This is a genomic window from Silvibacterium sp., assembly GCF_047605705.1.
Classification (GTDB): domain Bacteria; phylum Acidobacteriota; class Terriglobia; order Terriglobales; family Acidobacteriaceae; genus Silvibacterium.
Genome location: NZ_JASGFD010000009.1, coordinates 1 through 16,526 on the forward strand (window position 1 = coordinate 1; position 16,526 = coordinate 16,526).

12 protein-coding genes and 1 tRNA gene are annotated in these 16,526 nt (G+C 60.0%); 1 reads left to right on the plus strand and 12 read right to left on the minus strand.

The window, feature by feature from the left end; all coding sequences use genetic code 11:
- The 7 genes from QM649_RS04895 to QM649_RS04925 form a co-directional block, all read right to left on the minus strand.
- A partial coding sequence (locus QM649_RS04895; protein WP_415197897.1) for a hypothetical protein occupies nucleotides 1-353 on the minus strand: 353 nt, incomplete at its 3' end.
- 159 nt (nucleotides 354-512) lie between these two features.
- Entirely contained in the window at nucleotides 513-1,388 is an 876-nt protein-coding gene (locus tag QM649_RS04900; protein ID WP_415197898.1) for a polysaccharide biosynthesis/export family protein, read from the minus strand.
- 100 nt (nucleotides 1,389-1,488) lie between these two features.
- Entirely contained in the window at nucleotides 1,489-3,735 is a 2,247-nt protein-coding gene (locus tag QM649_RS04905; protein ID WP_415197899.1) for a GumC family protein, read from the minus strand.
- 485 nt (nucleotides 3,736-4,220) lie between these two features.
- Complete coding sequence (locus tag QM649_RS04910) at nucleotides 4,221-7,430, minus strand: glycoside hydrolase family 38 C-terminal domain-containing protein (RefSeq protein WP_415197900.1); 3,210 nt, start codon at nucleotides 7,428-7,430, stop codon at nucleotides 4,221-4,223.
- A 229-nt stretch (nucleotides 7,431-7,659) separates the two neighbouring features.
- The gene (locus QM649_RS04915; protein ID WP_415197901.1) at nucleotides 7,660-10,137 is read right to left on the minus strand and encodes a putative bifunctional diguanylate cyclase/phosphodiesterase; all 2,478 of its coding nucleotides are present in this window, start codon (nucleotides 10,135-10,137) and stop codon (nucleotides 7,660-7,662) included.
- A 150-nt stretch (nucleotides 10,138-10,287) separates the two neighbouring features.
- A tRNA-Val gene (locus tag QM649_RS04920) sits at nucleotides 10,288-10,364 on the minus strand.
- Between the two features lie 99 nt (nucleotides 10,365-10,463).
- Nucleotides 10,464-10,664: a hypothetical protein gene (locus QM649_RS04925; RefSeq protein WP_415197902.1), complete on the minus strand. Its 201-nt coding sequence runs from the start codon at nucleotides 10,662-10,664 to the stop codon at nucleotides 10,464-10,466.
- Between the two features lie 142 nt (nucleotides 10,665-10,806).
- On the opposite strand from QM649_RS04925, the gene QM649_RS04930 reads away from it, so the two are divergent.
- Nucleotides 10,807-11,667 carry a ChbG/HpnK family deacetylase gene (locus QM649_RS04930; RefSeq protein ID WP_415197903.1) on the plus strand — a complete coding sequence of 287 codons (861 nt, stop codon included), beginning with the start codon at nucleotides 10,807-10,809 and terminating at the stop codon, nucleotides 11,665-11,667.
- 19 nt (nucleotides 11,668-11,686) lie between these two features.
- On the opposite strand, the gene QM649_RS04935 is transcribed toward QM649_RS04930, so the two are convergent.
- The 5 genes from QM649_RS04935 to QM649_RS04955 all read right to left on the minus strand — a co-directional run bounded on the left by QM649_RS04935 (nucleotide 11,687) and on the right by QM649_RS04955 (nucleotide 16,486).
- Complete coding sequence (locus QM649_RS04935; protein WP_415197904.1) at nucleotides 11,687-12,148, minus strand: chemotaxis protein CheX; 462 nt, start codon at nucleotides 12,146-12,148, stop codon at nucleotides 11,687-11,689.
- Between the two features lie 20 nt (nucleotides 12,149-12,168).
- Nucleotides 12,169-13,035, minus strand: a complete 867-nt coding sequence (locus tag QM649_RS04940; protein ID WP_415197905.1) for a CheR family methyltransferase — start codon at nucleotides 13,033-13,035, stop codon at nucleotides 12,169-12,171.
- Nucleotides 13,032-14,183: a protein-glutamate methylesterase/protein-glutamine glutaminase gene (locus tag QM649_RS04945; protein ID WP_415197906.1), complete on the minus strand. Its 1,152-nt coding sequence runs from the start codon at nucleotides 14,181-14,183 to the stop codon at nucleotides 13,032-13,034. Before QM649_RS04945 ends, QM649_RS04940 begins: the two co-directional genes overlap by 4 nt.
- A 5-nt stretch (nucleotides 14,184-14,188) precedes the next feature.
- Entirely contained in the window at nucleotides 14,189-14,563 is a 375-nt protein-coding gene (locus QM649_RS04950) for a response regulator (RefSeq protein WP_415197907.1), read from the minus strand.
- Between the two features lie 72 nt (nucleotides 14,564-14,635).
- Nucleotides 14,636-16,486, minus strand: a complete 1,851-nt coding sequence (locus QM649_RS04955) for a methyl-accepting chemotaxis protein (RefSeq protein WP_415197908.1) — start codon at nucleotides 16,484-16,486, stop codon at nucleotides 14,636-14,638.
- Nucleotides 16,487-16,526: the final 40 nt, after the last annotated feature.

A 16,526-nucleotide genomic window follows, 5' to 3' on the forward strand; every position in this document is an offset into this window, starting at 1 on the left:
TCGAGTTTGAAATCCAGCCCGAAGATTGGTTTTTCAAAAAGCTCTCCCCACGCGATGAGGATGGCGCTGGCGATCAGAACAGCAGCCATACCTCGTCCGAGCACGGCATCGTCGTGGCCAAGAAAGTGCCCGAGGGAAAGCCCGGCTCGCGCACCCACGGTCGTGATCCAGGTGTTGAAACATCCGCCGGCGTAGCCGGTGAGCAGGGCGATCCCTAATGTCGTCGAAAAGCGGGTGGGACCCCGGAAAACCCAATCGAAAAAGAGATAGAAGCCGAGGGCGCCTCCTATAAAGGAAGACAGCGCAAGCATGCTGTCGATTGGCAAAACCCACGTCGCAACTCCGACCAGCATGAGCAGAAGCGGAAAATGAATGCAGTAGCGGCGCCTGGGAGCAGCCAGCAGATGGCCAAACCTCCGTGAGGACCGCTCCTTACGAAGCGAAGGCCACGCCATTCCGCCCTGCAAAGCCGTGTTCATCGCCTGCTTCCTTCCCCTGACTTCGGACTCGTCTCAGTATGCCGCTGCGTAATATGCCGCGTTCTGTGCTGCTGCGAGGATTGCCTCCACGCTTCGATACCCGACCGTCTTCCCGAAGCTGGTCGGGACAAACACGATGTCCCCATCCTCTATCGAGATATCCGCCTCCTTGCCGTCCTTGACGTGCTTCAGGTCGAGACGAATTTCTTCCCTGCCCTGCGGTACCTTACGGATCAGTTGCACGTGGCTTGTCGACGCAACCGATGTCCAGCCGCCAGCAAGGGACATGGCCTGCAATAGAGAGATGTGATCGTTATTGTCAATCAGGAAGCCACCGGATTTGGTCACCGAACCGAGTACATAGACAACACCTGCCTTTGCCACCGTCACCGTGTCGCCCGGTTCGATCACCGGATTTTCCTGCTGCGCCAGCTGGCTGGGATTCGCAGCCAGCCGAATGTTGATAGGATGAGCCGGATCGTCCCGGTGCTGAATTGTCGCCATCTTGCCGGCAGTAGCGGCAGGCCCGCCAGCCAGCGCAATCATGTCTGTCAGCGTTCTGCTCCCGAGTGTCGGATAGACGCCTGGTTGCTTCACTTCCCCCGTGATCGTGGCGCCCTGGGTCGCATATTCCGTAATTGAAACTGAAACATGGGGATTGTTCATCATCCCCCGCGATTTCAGCTCTTCCTCGATCGTCCGTGCGGCCTGATTCGCCGTCTCTCCTGCCAGATGCACGGAACCCAGCACAACCAGGTTCGCCTCACCGCTCTGGTTCACACGCGTAGTGCCGGAGAGCTCGGGCGTATCGAAGACCTCCACATCCAGCATGTCGCCGGGACCGATGGCAATCCTTGGCGGTGCAGCCACGGCGCCGGGACGCGTGACGTTCTGACCCGCTGCAGGCATGGAAGCTCCGGACCAACTACTGCTCTGCCCCCAAGCTGCGGCAGTCAAAACAGACATGAGCATGGCGAATGCGCATATCCATGTGCTGCCTTGCCTCGCGCTACTTCTGCGCATCGTGATCTTCCGAGACTCCGTAACCGGCACCATAATTGCTCTTGTAGCCGTAGCCATATCCCTTGGAATAGGTGTGATAGTTCTCAAGCCTAAGATCCACGCCGTTCACAATCGTGCCGAGAATGCGCGCATTTGCGCGACGCAGCTGTTCGCGAATCCGCTGCAGCGCCTTCTTTCTCGTAACCCCGGCGCGCACAAGGACAAAGGTTGCATCCGACTGTTGAGCCAGACCCAGCGTATCGGATACAGCCAGGATCGGTGAGGAGTCGAGAATGATGTGGTCATACTCATTCCGCCACTTCATCAGCAGGTCGCTCATGGCGCGTGAGGCCAGGATTTCTCCGGGATTCGGCGCGATCGGACCTCGCCCAAGCACGGTAAGATTCGGCAGTTCAGGAATCGGATTTTCGTAGGCCTCGCTTCCCGATTCCCGTGAAAGCACCGTAGACAGGCCCGCGCGGTTCGACATCCGGAACTTCATGTGCAGGGTGCCTTTGCGAAGATCGGTATCGACGATCAACACACGCGCTGAACGCTGCGCAAACGAAATGGCCAGGTTAGCCGAACACGTCGACTTCCCTTCCGCGGCGAAGCTGCTGGTCACCAGCAGGAGCTTCATGTCCGTGTCGACAGCCGAAAGCAGGATAGCCGAACGCAGAGTCCTGTAAGCCTCTGCAGCAAGTGACTGCGGCTCGAGGTAGCTCAGCAGGTCGGGACCGACCTTGCCCCCCAGCTGCTCGGCAGCCTCACGTGAACCTGATTTCCGCGCGGCTGTAACAAAACGCGGGATCACCGCCAGAGTAGGCAGATGTGAAACCTGCTCCGCATCTTCCGAGGTGCGGATCGTATCGTCCATCCCATCGATGAAGAAGGCGAGAGCAAGCCCAACAATCAATCCTCCGATGAACCCGAACATGACATCCGAGCGCTTTGCCGGCAGCACCGGGTAAGGCGGGACGCTCGCGCGATCGATGACATCGATATTCGTCGCGCTCAGACCGGCAGTAATACCAGCCTCTTTCAGGCGCAACTGCAATGCGTCGTAGAGCTCTGATGCAGACTCCGCGCCGTGCTTGAGAATGTCGAACTGCGCCGCGGATTCGTTCTCCCGGTAAGCATCCTGCTTCGCAGCATCCAGGCGCGCGCGCATCAGAGATTCCGTGTTCACGGATGCTTCGTACTCTTCGGTGAAGCGCTTCGTCAGGCTGTTGATCTCCTGATCGATATCATTCTGCACCTTGGTGAGCTGGTCGTTGACCTCGAGAACCTTGGGATAATTCGGCCCGAACTTGGCCTTGAGTTGTGCGGCCTGCACCAGCAGAGCAGCCTGCTGTGAACGCAGTCCACCGAGTACGGTCTGCGGAGCAACGGACACCAGCAGGTCAGGATTTCGTGTTAGCGCCATGCGGTAGCGCGCCTCTTTCACGATGCGATCGGCCTCGGCTTCCGACAACTGTTCACTCACCGAGCGAAGCCGTTCCGTAGTCAGATCGTCGCCGTTCGTACCCATCGCGACAAGGTTGTTTTCGCGTTGAAACTTCGCCAGCTGTTTCTGCGAGTCCTCAACCTGTTTCTTCACCGATGTCAGCTGCTGGGATAGCCAGTTGGAAACGCGCGTGGTTCCCTGGAACTTTGCCCGCAGGTCGCGATCGAGGTAGGAGTCGACGATCGCATTCGCACCCTCCATCGCTACCTCGGGGTCGGGATTGCGGAAGGAGATCTGAACCATCTCGGTGTTCGGCAGCACCTGGATCTTGGTAGAGCTCGAGAACGCCGTAAGCATCGCGGTCCGCTGAATCGGGGTCAGAGTGCCGGTATAGGGCCACTTCCTGAAGACGCGATTAAACGGAGCTTTGTGGTACAGGTCGAGTGCATTGATGACCTCCATGGCCACCGTCTCACTCTGCATGATCTGCACCTGGGTCTGCAGCTTGTCAGGGGTGTTCATGCCGCCGAATTGCTGCTGAATGAGGTCGTCGATGCCGATGTTCGCCGAGCGGCTGAGATCCACATGCACCCTGGCTGAGGCTTCGTACTGCGGGGTGGTGGCCAGAGCAAAGAACAGCCCGATACCGAGCCCGGCAATGACACAGGCGAGAATGATCCACTTCCGCTTGAAGACTAACTTGCGCAGATCAGCCGGAGTAAATACTGCCTGCTCTTGCACTGCTCCAAAGGCGGGGGACGACTCAATCTTCTGGGGCTCCTGCGGAGCTGCCGACCACCCTTGCATCCTGATGGACTCCTTAACAAACCGGCTTTGTAGCTGACTTCCCCTGACCTGCAGTCATCAGGAAAATGCCAGAGATCGCAACTGTTGAAACTCTATCAGCCAGCAGCGTGACCATCGCCCGCCGACGGGCTATCGCAACCCTCCCGATTACAACCCGGGAACAGGACAACGACTCGAGCGGCACCCGTCAAATGCGCCTGGTCATATCTCTTCTTTTGTCGGTTTGCCGTCGGCCACGCGGATGGGAACTGCATGAGATACAAATCTGCTGATTGCGGGAAATAACAACAGCTGGAAAGATAGCTGACCGTAACAGGTGATTTTCTGCCTGTTGCAGAAAGCACTGAGATGCCAAGATCCTCTGCACCCCGGCTCTGCCCAGATGTGTGCAAGTTGCTCTGAGTGTAGCGAAGCACCCTATGGGGGTCAAATGAAATAAGTAAACGGAGCCGCCCGGGTAATAGGCGGCTCCGCGTCTTTCCTAATTACTGCGCGCCAGCGGCCGGCCCACCCGAATATGCCACCTTCACGGCGACAATTTCGTACGGCTTCACCGGCACCGTGATCACGCGACCATCGCGGGCGAGATCCGAGCCTTGCGGCTGCTCGAGGAGGTTCGTTTCCACGGCCTGCTGTGCACCCTCCGGAACCGTCAGCTTGATCTCAGAGGCCTTGCCCGCCCACTCGTAGAAGTGGAAGACGATGCCATTGCCGTCTTCGGCCTTCTTCATCGCCGAGAGAACCACAGTTCCTGGCTCAACGGAGACGAAGGAGTGCTCTGCCGGAAGTTCCCCGGAATGTGCTTCTACCTGCGTGGCCGAGAGTCCGTAGTTGAACTCCAGACCTTCGCGGACCGTCATCGCCTGCTTCCAGTCTCCGCTATGCGGATAGAGCGCGTAAGCGAACTTCTGCTGTCCGCGGTCTGCGACCGGATCAGGATAGGTAGGCGAACGCAGCAGGGAGAGACGAAGTACGTTGCCCGCAGCATCGTAGCCGTACTTCGAATCGTTGATCAGGCTGAAGCCGTGCTGCCCGTCGCCGAGATCGGCCCAGCGCAGCGCCGGAACCTCAAACTGCGCCTTCTCCCACGTGTTGTTCCGCTGCGTCGAGCGCTCAATCGAGCCATAAGGAATCTCGTATGTCGCCTTGGCGCTCGTCGCCGCCAGCGGGAATGCCGCTTTCAGCAGAATGTGGTCTTCGTGCCAGTCGAAGTTGTTCTCCACCACCACATGATCGGCGCCGTTATAGAGCGTGATGTCCTGGACGAACTTCGACTTCTCCGTGTGATGAGTCACGCGGATCACAGCGCGCAGCGGCGACTGCTCAATCAACTCCACCGAATCCGCCGTATCCAGCTTCACAGGCGGCTGATCCAGCGTCCCCGGATCGATATTCCAGGCGTCGTAGTCCTTCGGCAGGTCCTTGAACAGCTGCAGCTCGTTCCCGCAGCCACCTTTGGCGATCGACTCGAAGCCGCTCTTCTTATCGAAGAGGCTGGTGATGCAACCAGAGCTCTTGTCCACCGTAACGCGAAGGTTCGCGTTCTCGAGGGTAAGCCCATCCGCCTTCAGATCGCTCGAGAAGCTCTTCTTGCCGGGCACGACACGAACCACCTCGTAGCCCAGCGAAGGTACGCTTTCCGCCTGTACGCGCAGCGTGAAGCGATGCGTCGAGGCGTCCTTGTCGATCAGTTGCGAGGGCAGTACACGGCCCTTCGCGTCGATCACCGAGACGTCTTCCGTCGCCGTAGGCATCTGCACATGGATGGTCACCAACCCCGAGCGCTCCCAGGCCAGTGGGTTCACGATCATCACCGGCACGCCTTCGTGCACCTCGGTGTTCACGTGAGCCGCAATCGTACCGAGCGCCTTCTCCGAAATCGCATCGGTCGAGAACTTCACCTTGTCGTAGTCGCGCTGCGCATCCTTGTAGATGATGCCCACGCCCGAGCCCGCAGCCAGGTCATGGAAATCGTTGAAGGTGATCTTCTTCCAGTCATCGGTCAGATCATCGCCCGGATATGCGTCACCGTCGAGCCATGCCAGCGAAGCATATTTCTCGGCATTCAGCGCCCACATCACGCTGTCGCGCATGTTGCGCTTGTGAGCCGCCTGCGTGGTGAATACGCCGCGATGGTATTCGAGATAAAGCTCGCTGTCCCAGGTGGGAATGCTGACCTGGTCGCCGGACTGTTCCGGCGCATGCCAGCCCTTGGCGATCTTGTCGTAATCCCATACCGGCGACTCGCTGGCCAGCTTTGGCTCGATGGAGTCGAAGTAGCTCTTCGCCGTTCCGAACTGCATCTTCGGGACAGGCTTATCGTTGGTAGCCCAGTGCTCGCCCTGGTCCAGGATCTCGCGCGTAGGACCGCCGCCGTGGTCACCCACGCCGTAGAGGTCCATCATCGAAGGCAGGCCAGGGACATCCTCACGCGCCACCTTCAGATCCGCCGAGAGGCGCACCGGATCCAGATCGTCATTGCCGTAGTCGTGCGGGAAATAGGTCAAAACCTTGCTGCCGTCCGGCGACTCCCACCAGAAGAGCTTCAGCGGAAGCTGGTTCGTGTCGTTCCATGACATTTTCTGCGTCACGAAGTAATCGACGCCCGACTTCTTGTAAATCTGCGGAAGCTGCCAGTTGTAGCCGAAGGAATCGGGGTTCCAGCCGATCTTCACATCGACGCCGTATTCCTTCTGGTACCAGCGCTTGCCGATCAGCAGCGAGCGTGCGGTCGACTCGCCGTCCGGCATGTTCAGATCCGGCTCGACCCACATGCCACCGACAATCTCCCAGCGCCCTTCCTTGATGCGCTGCCGGATCTCGTCGTTGATCTTCGGATACTTGTCCGCCATCCACTCGTTGTACTGCGCAGCCGACTGCGTATACGTGTAGTTCGGATACTCGTTCATCAGCTGCAGGGCTGTACCGAAGGTGCGCTTCACCGCGTCCACCGTCTCGGTCCACGGCCACAGCCATGCCGCATCGATGTGCGAGTTACCCGTCAGGTGCAGCGTCGCCTGCTGCATCACCGGGCGCAGCTGATCCAGAGTGGCCTGCGCCGCACGGAGCGAGGCATCGAACTTCTGCTCATCGCCGGCATCCAGAGCCTTGAGGTCGATCTGGCTGATCGCCTTGTTGAGAGTGGCCTGATCGGCCGGAAGGTTCTTGGAAAGACTCGGCAGAAGGAATGACGCCGAGAGGATCTCGCGGCGCTCGTCGTCCGGATTCGGACGGCCTTCGGCGAAATCGATCTTCATCTTCACAGCATGAAACTGCTTCTTTTCGACAGTAGGAAGCAGCTTCACCGCAACCAGCACCTTGTCGCCGGGCTTTGCCTGGTCGAAGAGCACGATCGGTTCAAGGTCCTCACCGAGCGCGACACGGCGGCCATTGAAGTAAACGATCTGCGGGGTCGTTCCATGGCCATACGCCTGGAACTGGAACCAGATGCGCGCGCCGTTCAGCTTGTAGCCATGCAGCTTCTCCGGCACGGTAATCCACTGCCGGAACCACACGGCTTCGTTGGGAACCTCGCTCTTCGGCGTCACTGATGTCCAGGAGCTGTCGTCGAGATTCGTTGTTTCGCCGTGCGGCACATCGCCGGCATGATAGCGCCAGGGGCCGGAAGGCAGATTGTCGAGGGATTCGAGCTGGCTCACGACCTTCTGCGTATCCGCCGGAAGGGACTTCGTCATCTCCGATGCGGACTGCGACCAGAGAGCGCTGGGGCTCGTGAAAAGGAGCGATGCGGGTATAACCAGACAGAGAACGGCTGAAAAACGAACACGTACAGACATCGAAACGAAAGCCTCCGGAGGGGGTCAGCGTGGCAGACGCGGCGATAGACAAACGATCGCCTATGGCAGAGGAGTGAGTCCACGCCGATTATACGTGAGGCTGGTTTTCTGTCCGGAATACCGATGATTACAGACGCGGCGAGGTCGAAAGCCAGGGAGTATCGCCGGCGCAGTCCATCGTGCCGCATGTGAGGAGCTCCGGCACAAAGGCCGCTTCCCGCGGACGTCCCCAAAGGAAGCCCTGCAGCTGGTCGCACTCCATGCTGCGCAGCAATTCCAGCTGCTCCTTGCGCTCCACGCCCTCGGCCACCACCTGCATGCCGAGGCTGTGCGCCAGTGAGAGGATCGCGTGCACGATTTCACGGGCCTCGGATTCGTCGCAGATGCGATCGATGAACGAGCGGTCGATTTTCAGTGTCGATATCGGCAGCTGGTGAAGGTGCCGCAACGAGGAGTAACCGGTGCCGAAGTCATCCACCGAAAACTGCACGCCGATCGCCGAGAGTTCGAGCATTTGCCGCGCCGCGTCGTCGAGATTCCGCATCACCGTCGTCTCGGTAATCTCGATCTCCAGGAGTGATGGCTCGACAGCGTGCTTTTTGAGAATTGCCTTTACGACATCGGCAAAGTCCGCCCGCACGATTTGTAACGGAGACACATTGAGCGCGATCCGCGTGATAGGAAGTCCCTGCCGCCGCCATTCGGCGATCTGCCGGCAGACATCCTCGAGCACCCAGACTCCCATGCGCACGATCAGGCCACTCTCTTCCGCCACAGGGATGAAGCGCTCCGGAGTGATGATCCCCTGTTGCGGATGCTTCAGGCGCAGCAGGGCTTCCATCCCGCGCAATTCACCGGTAGCCGAATACTGCGGCTGGTAGAGCACCTGGAAACTGCTGTCTCCGCCTTCTTTCAGGGCCTGGCGCAGAGCCGATTCGATTTCATTGCTTTCGAGAGCGGCGGCCGAAAGCTCATTCGAGACAAAGACGAACTGGTTTCCGCCTGAATTCTTCGCGCGATACATCGCCGTATCGGAGGCGCGCCATAATTCCTGCGATTCCTTGCTGTCGTCCGGATACATGGCGATACCCAGGCTTGCGGAGATCTCCAGGTTATAGCCCTCCACCACGAAAGGCTGACGGATGCCCTCGAGCAGCAGCTGCGCCACGCGCGCTGCATCATCGGACGAGGAAAGCCCCGCCAGCAGCACCGTGAACTCTTCGCCGCCCGAGCGCGCAACCGTATCCGCCGCCCGCAGGCGGCTGCGAAGCAGGTCCGCAAGATGCTTCAGGCAGGCATCGCCGATGTGATGGCCATACCGGTCGTTGATCTGCTTGAAGCGATCGAGGTCCATGCACATGACCGCGACCTTGTCGCCGCTGCGCGCCGCTGCATTGAGCGTCTGCTCCATGCGATCTTTCAATAGAAGACGATTCGGAAGTCCGGTCAGGATGTCGTGATTGGCCTGGTGAACGAGCTTCTGGTGCAGCTCGATACGTTCAGTGACGTCCTGTACCAGAGCAAAGCGCGCCCGCTGCCCTTCGAACTGAATCGCATGCGAGGCGATGTCTACCTTGATACGCGAGCCATCCGACCGGATATGCGTCCACGGCCCCGACTGTCGCGAAAGCTCTTCCAGCTCTCGCAGCCGGTATTCCAGCTTGAGCTTCTCTTCGATCGGCCGCAGGTCATGCAGCGACATCCGGCTGAACTCCTTCATCGAGTAGCCGTACGCCGCAGCTGCCGCCTCATTCACCTTGAGAAAGCCAAACGACTCTTCGTCATAAATCCACATCGGATGCGGGTTGTACTCGAAGAGGAGACGATACTCTTCCCGCTGGTGCGCCATGGCGATAATTTCGTCTTCCAGCAGCGTAAGAATCATGCCGAATTCGACAAAGTACTTCGGCAGGTTCCATACCTCGGAAGAAACCACCACGTGCGGCAGCCACGCCGCCAATGCCACGGCACAGGGGAACACTGCAGCCCACGCGACCATGCCACTGATCGCGGTGACAACTCCCATCGATGCCCGGCGAAAATCCAGCCAGTAGAGCATCGCATTCAACAGGTAGATCAGTGTCAGCTCTGCGTAGGCGCCCTCGACAGGATTGCCGTTGTACACCGTGACCAGGCTCCACACGGCACACAAAGGAACCAGAATCATGCCGAGCCGCACCATGGACGCGTGGCGCTGCCACAGCCGTTGAATCACCACAAGCGTGCCACCGCTCTGCAGCAGCACCACCCCGGTCAGCAACAGATGATTGTCGTACTGGAAACACGCGAGCGTGATGTAGAGAACAGCAGGACCGCAGAGTAGCGCGATCAGGCGCAGGCCGCGCATCACACCCAGCTGCGGCCGGTCTCCGGCCAGCAGAAAGGCAGCGCCTCCAAGCACAAGCGTGCTCAGCACCAGGCTGTTGACAGCCGCAAGCCAGAAATCTTTGCTGGGATTCGCCAAGAGCACAGCGAAATGGACGAGGATCAGAAACCAGCCGATGATCCAATATCGAAGGCGCACAGTAGCCCGCGTCCGGTGTATAGAACCGAATACGAGAACCAGCAGACCGACGATCAGAATGTCGAGAAAAGCATTCGGCATAGTGAATCAAATCTACTTCTGCAATCTTGTAGCCCCTGCGGAAAGCAGGTACAGACGCGTGGCTGTCAAACTGAATAGGACAACCGGCGCTGTGAGGCTGGGGCTAATGCCTAATGACGAGAACTTCAGCAGAAATAGTAAAAGTGCGCTTGGTGGGCAGTGCAGGATTCGAACCTGCGACCCCCTGCTTGTAAGGCAGGTGCTCTAACCAGCTGAGCTAACCGCCCGAGCGAATGGCAAACGCTTGAATCTCTGTTACTTTCCGATCCATAACAGTAGAACGTCTGCTCGATCTCGATCATAACAGCAACTGGAGAATTCTCCACTTAGCCGCGGCGGATGCTTTCCACATTTTGATGCGCTCGCACGTTTTTACCACCAGCTACAGCATGGATAAGGTGCAGACCCCGCCGGTTTGTGGCAAAGTGCTCCGCTACGCGGTGCTTGGAATATAGAACGATCAGATAGCTCACCACCGCCAGGTTCGCCACCAGCCAGTACGCCGCCATGTGCAAAATCAGATCCATCTGAGCCACCTTCCCTTTCTCTCCGGATTCTCCGGACCTCGACGAAAAGCAGTCTAGGAAATCCCGGATACACTGCGCATCCCCCGAGGGTGTTAAGCAGGCCGACGGTGGTGGTATCTGCCATTGCTACACTGGTGCAAGCGTGCCTCGTCTCATCATCAATGCAGATGACTTTGGTCTCACCCCTGGGATCAACCAGTCCGTTCTCGAGCTCTCCCGGGCAAAAAGCCTCACCTCAGCGACCCTGATGGCCACCGCGACGCACTTCCCTGCCGCTGCGGGGGAAAGCCTGCTGCCCACGGCCGCAGGTCTTGGCGTCGGATGCCATGTGGTGCTGGTCGATGGCGAGGCCTCACTGCCTGCGTCGGAGACTCCAGCACTCGCCCCCGGAGGCCGGTTCCACCCCACACTCGGCGCCTTCCTCTCGAAGCTCCTGCGCGGCGCTATTTCTGAAGCAGAGATTGAGATCGAAGCGGTCTCGCAGATCAGGCGCTTGCAGGCGGCCGGCGTTCGCGTCACGCACGTCGACACGCACAAGCACACCCACATGTTCGCCCGTGTGCTGCGGCCTCTGCTGCGTGCGGCGCGCGCCTGCGGCATCCGGGCCATCCGCAACCCATTTGAACCCGACTGGTCGGTTGCGGCCACGCACGGGGCTCCCGTCCTGCGGCGTTTGCAGGTCGCCATCCTCCGCACACAGCGTGAGGGATTCCTGCGCGCAGTCAAGCAGGCCGGACTGGCAACCACCGATGGTTCACTGGGCGTTCTCGCTACCGGAACGCTGAACACAGCAACTATCGAGAGCATTCTCCGGGCCATGCCGGAAGGCACCTGGGAGCTGGTAACCCATCCCGCCTTCTATGACAAAGAGCTGGATACGGTCGCCACGCGCCTGCGGGAATCGCGCCCCGTGGAACACGCTTCCCTGCTCGAAGCGATCCCCGGCATCGCAGCCGAAAGGCCGGATCTGCAACTGATGCACTTCGGCCAGCTCGGCCGCTGAACTTGTTCAGAATTTGTCTCTAGCAGTGCCAGAAAGACAGCCGGATTGCGCCGATCTCGCAGGCCAGGACAATGCCGTGGTCTTCCTGGCAGACCTGCCCAGTCAGCACCGTACCCTCGATCCGCTTCGCGCGGTCACCGGTTACCGGAATGGTCAGCTCGGTATCCGCCGGCAACAGGCACTTCAGGTTTCCGGCAATCGTGTTCAGCAGCTCGCCGATCACATCCTGCACATCGGTATCGCCAATCTCCTCGATCGGCCGCATCAGCATCGAAGCCGAGAGCACCGCAGCCAGCGGACGCGAGCATTCCAGCATCAGCCGGCCCTCCCATTCGTGTACGAAGCGTACCTCGCTGCAAAGATCGTCAGACAGCGGCTCCCACTCTCCCTCCGCCGGCTCCACCCAGATATCGGAGATCTGCAGGATGGCCTGCTGCGCCATTGCGATCTGCTCGTCACGGTATAACTCCACTGTCGGCATCGCCGCCTCCTGATATTGGCTCATTTCGCCAGGTAAACCGTCGCTCCGTCGAGGGCCTCGCCGGTGAACCCGTTGTGCACGTTGATGATCGTCTCGGCCACCCCGAGCACCAGAATCCCCTGTTTGCGCAGAACGGCATGCACCTGGTCGAGAATGCCGCGCTTGGTTTCGACGTCGAAGTAGATGAGCACATTTCTGCAGAGCACGAGGTCGAAGGGGCCGTGGTTGCGAATCCGCTGGCGAAGATCGAACGGCTCGAAGGTGACCATCCGCCGGACCCGGTCATCGATTTCCCACTCGAGACCCACCTGCCGGAAATACTTCAGCAACATTGCCGCGGGAAGGCCGCGATTCACCTCGAGTTGCAGGTAGCGTCCCTTGCGTGCGCGCTCCAGCACCTGCTCGGAGAGATCGGTGCCCAGCATCTTTACCTCGGATCCATCGACTCCCATCTCGAGCAGTGTGATCGCGAGGCTGTATGCCTCCTGCCCTGTCGATGCCGCGGCAGACCAGATCGTAAGCTTGCGTCCCGCCGCGCGCGCCGCTGCCAGCAACCGGGGAAGCACATGCTTCTTCAGCGCTTCGAAGGTGATCGCATCGCGGAAGAAGAGCGTCTCGTTGGTGGTCATCGCCTCGACTACGCGACGCGAGAGCGGCGAGGTCGCATTGCCGCGGATGTGCTGGCAGAGTTCGTCCAACGACTTTAGCTTCTCCACGCGCACCAGCGGCATCAGCCGTGAGTCGATGAGATATTCCTTCGAAGCATCGATGACAATGCCGGAGTTTGCATAAACGTGCCGCTGCAGAAAGCTGTAGTTGTCCTTCGATATCGCCGCCCGCTGCGGCACGCTTCCCTTCGCCTCGACCTGCGGATGCGACTCGATCATGCTGCCCTCACCTTCGCCAGTAACGCATCGGCAATCGAATGAAGTCCGACCACCTGATGGGCCAAACCCGCCTCCACAACCGCACCCGGCATCCCCCACACCACGCTCGTGGCGTTGTCCTGCGCGATCACGTAACCGCCCTGCCTGCGCACCTGTTCCACGCCCCGCCGTCCGTCGTGCCCCATGCCCGTAAGGATGGCAGCGACTACATCCGCGCCGAAGACATCCGAGACCGATCGCATCATCACATCCACCGCAGGTCGGCATGAATTCTCCGGGGGTCCCTGGTCAAGCGCGATCAGGGTTTTGTTGTCCCGCACGACGACCCGCATGTGATAGTCCCCTGGAGCGATGTACACCTTGCCCGGCTCAACCTCCTGCCCCTCGCGCGCCTCCATCACGTTCAGCGCGCTCCGCGCATTCAGCCGGTCCGCAAGAAACTGCGTGAAAAGCGGCGGCATGTGCTGCGTAACAAGAATGGGCAGCGGAAAATCCCCCGGCATCTGCGCCAGCACCTCGCTCAGCGCCGCCGGGCCACCTGTCGAAAGACCGATGGCCACGACGCGATAATGCGGAGCCCGCCGGGATGCAACGCTCCCCATGCGAGGAGGCATCGGGCTGAGCGCAGGCGCGGCGGAGACAACCGGAGCAGCCATCGCCCTGGCTTCCGCTGCGAGCGGTTTGGCGATACTTGCCCCGCACAGGCTCTTCAGTCTTGGCAGCAGTGTCGTTCGAAGCCGTGATTCCGCTTCATCGAACTGTCCGGTATTCGAAGGCTTGGTGACATAATCGCTGGCTCCGCGCAGCAGAGAGTCGATGGTCGATCGCGCTCCGCGCTCGGTGAGAGTGCTAAACATGATCACCTTTATTTTGGGAAAGTCGCGCTGCAAATGCGTTAGCGTCTCGAGGCCATCCATCTCCGGCATTTCAATGTCCAGGGTGATGGCGTCTGGATGAAGCTGCGCCGCTTTCTCGAGGGCAATGACTCCGTTTGACGCTGTGCCCACCACTTCGAAGGCTGGATCGCCTTCCAGCACGCGACTGATGAGCCGCCGAATAAGGCCGGAGTCATCCACGATAAGGACCCGTATGCGGCGCTCCGCGTTCGTGCGTCCCGCCATGCTTGCCTGCATCACGCTGTCTGCCATCGGCATCAATCCATCACATGCAGGAGCTGGAGCTTTTCGAGGATCACCTCTTCGGTGAAGGGCTTGGTCACATACTCACTCACGCCCGCTCCCAGCGCCGTCTGCATCCTCTCGAAATGCGTTTCGCTGGTGATCATCATCACCGGCGTGCTTGCGAAGCGGCTCTCGGCGCGCAGTGCCTTGACGAAATCGAGTCCGTTCATCTCAGGCATGTTCCAGTCTGCGCAGACCAGCGCCACTGGCCGCTCCTCTGTTTGCAGGAGCGCGATGCCATCCCGGCCGTTCTCGGCCTGCACCACCTCAAAGCCTGCCCGCTTGAGAATGCGAGCGAGGATGCCTCGGACCGCACGCGAATCGTCCGCTACTAGTGCCAGTTTCATCGCCCCTCTGTCTTTCCGCGGCGGCCCGTTGTCGCGGACCGCCGCGCTCCATCCCCCATCTCCATCTGCCGTTCAGATACGGAAGGCATCCACCAGGCTGCGCAGTTGCGCGGCCATCTCGGTGAGCGACCGCGCCGCGGCCTGCGTGTCCTTCGCGCCGGCCGTGGCATGCGTCGCTGTCTCCGCCACCCGCGCAATGCTTCGCGCGATGTCATTGGTCCCGCGCGCAGCTTCGGTCACGTTGCGGCCGATTTCATTGGTGGTCGCCGTCTGCTCCTCGACCGCCGAGGCAATCGTGTTCGAGATGTCGTTGACCTGATTGATGACCTCGCCCACTTGGCCGATCGCCGTCACCGCAGCCTTGGTATCGCCCTGGATCGTCTCGATCTTCCGCCCGATCTCCTCGGTCGCTCGCGCTGTCTCCTTCGCTAGCTCCTTCACCTCGTTGGCGACCACGGCGAAGCCCTTGCCCGCCTCACCGGCGCGCGCCGCTTCGATGGTTGCGTTGAGCGCAAGCAGGTTGGTCTGCTGTGCGATCGAGGTGATGACCTTGATGACCTTGCCGATCTCGAGACTCGAGGCGCCCAGCTGATCGATGGTCTGGTTTGTCGAGTCGGCAAGCGTAACAGCTGACTTCGCCACACGCGAAGCTTCCGTCGCGCTCTTCGAGATCTCACGGATTGAGGCCAGCATCTCCTCCGAACTCGAGGCCACCATGCCCACGTTCGCCGACACCAGCTCGGAGCTCGAAGATGCGCTAGTCGCCTGCTCCGCCGTCTCACCCGCGCTCTCCGCCAGCTGCTGGCTGATCGCTGAAAGCTGCTCGGACGAAGCCGCAAGCGCAACCGCCGTCTCTTGCAGGCTCTTCATGCTCGTGCGCAGATCGCCGAAGAAACGCCTGAGACCTTCACCGATTTGGCCGACCGGATCGCTGCCGCCGACGGTGATCTCCTGCGTCAGATCGCCCTTGGCCGCCGCATTGACAACGTCGACGATGACCGACACTTTCTGCTTGAGCTCCGCAGCCTCGCGCTGATCCGCCTCGGCGCGAATGCGAACGGACTCGCGCATCTTCACCTGCTCGGTGACGTCGCTTGCGAACTTTACAACCTTGAAAGGCTTGCCGTTGGTGTCGAGGATCGGGTTGTATGCGCCCTGAATCCATACTTCGCTGCCATCCTTGGCGACACGCCTGAACTCGCCGCTGCGGAAGTCACCGCGGCGCAGGCCATCCCAGAACTCGGCATACTCGCGGCTATTGCGCTCTTCTGCCGGCATGAAGATCGCGTGCTTCTTCCCAACAACCTCGTCTTCCGTGTACTTCATCACGCTCAGGAAGTTCTTGTTCGCGGCCTTAATCGTGCCATCCATCTCGAAGGTAATCAGCGCCCAGCTCTTGTCGATGGCCCGCAGCTGACCGGAAAGATCATTGTTCTCGACCTCCTTCTGGCGTTCGCAGGTCGCGTCCTGCCACTCGAGCGCATACCCTGCAAACTCACCGCGGCCATCATGCTGCCCGCTGATCTGCAGACGGAAGGTCATCGGACCGACGTGCACATCCGACTCGTATGGGAGATTCACCGGATTCGAGAGTACGCGGCGCACACGCAGCGGATCATCGAAGAAGCGGTCGATCTTCGAACCGACAACGCGGTCGGCACTTAGGTCAGGAAAGCTCTCCTGGAAGAAGTCGAGGTAGCGACCGAACAGCTGCCGCGCCCCATTGTTGATGTAGGTGATGGTGAAGTCCGTATTCACCTGCATCACCGGCGTCAGCAGTGAGTCGATCGCCAGGCTGAAGCACTGCCCCAGTGTGGGCGCGGCAGCTTTCACCGCGTGCACGCCGTTGGCCTTGCTATTCTTCGGTGTCTTCACTACTGCCGGAGGCGTCGTCGCCTCATGCTTCACCACTCCCGTCGCCATCGTCTCTCCTCGCTTCCTGTCCTGTACCCGGTTGAAATGA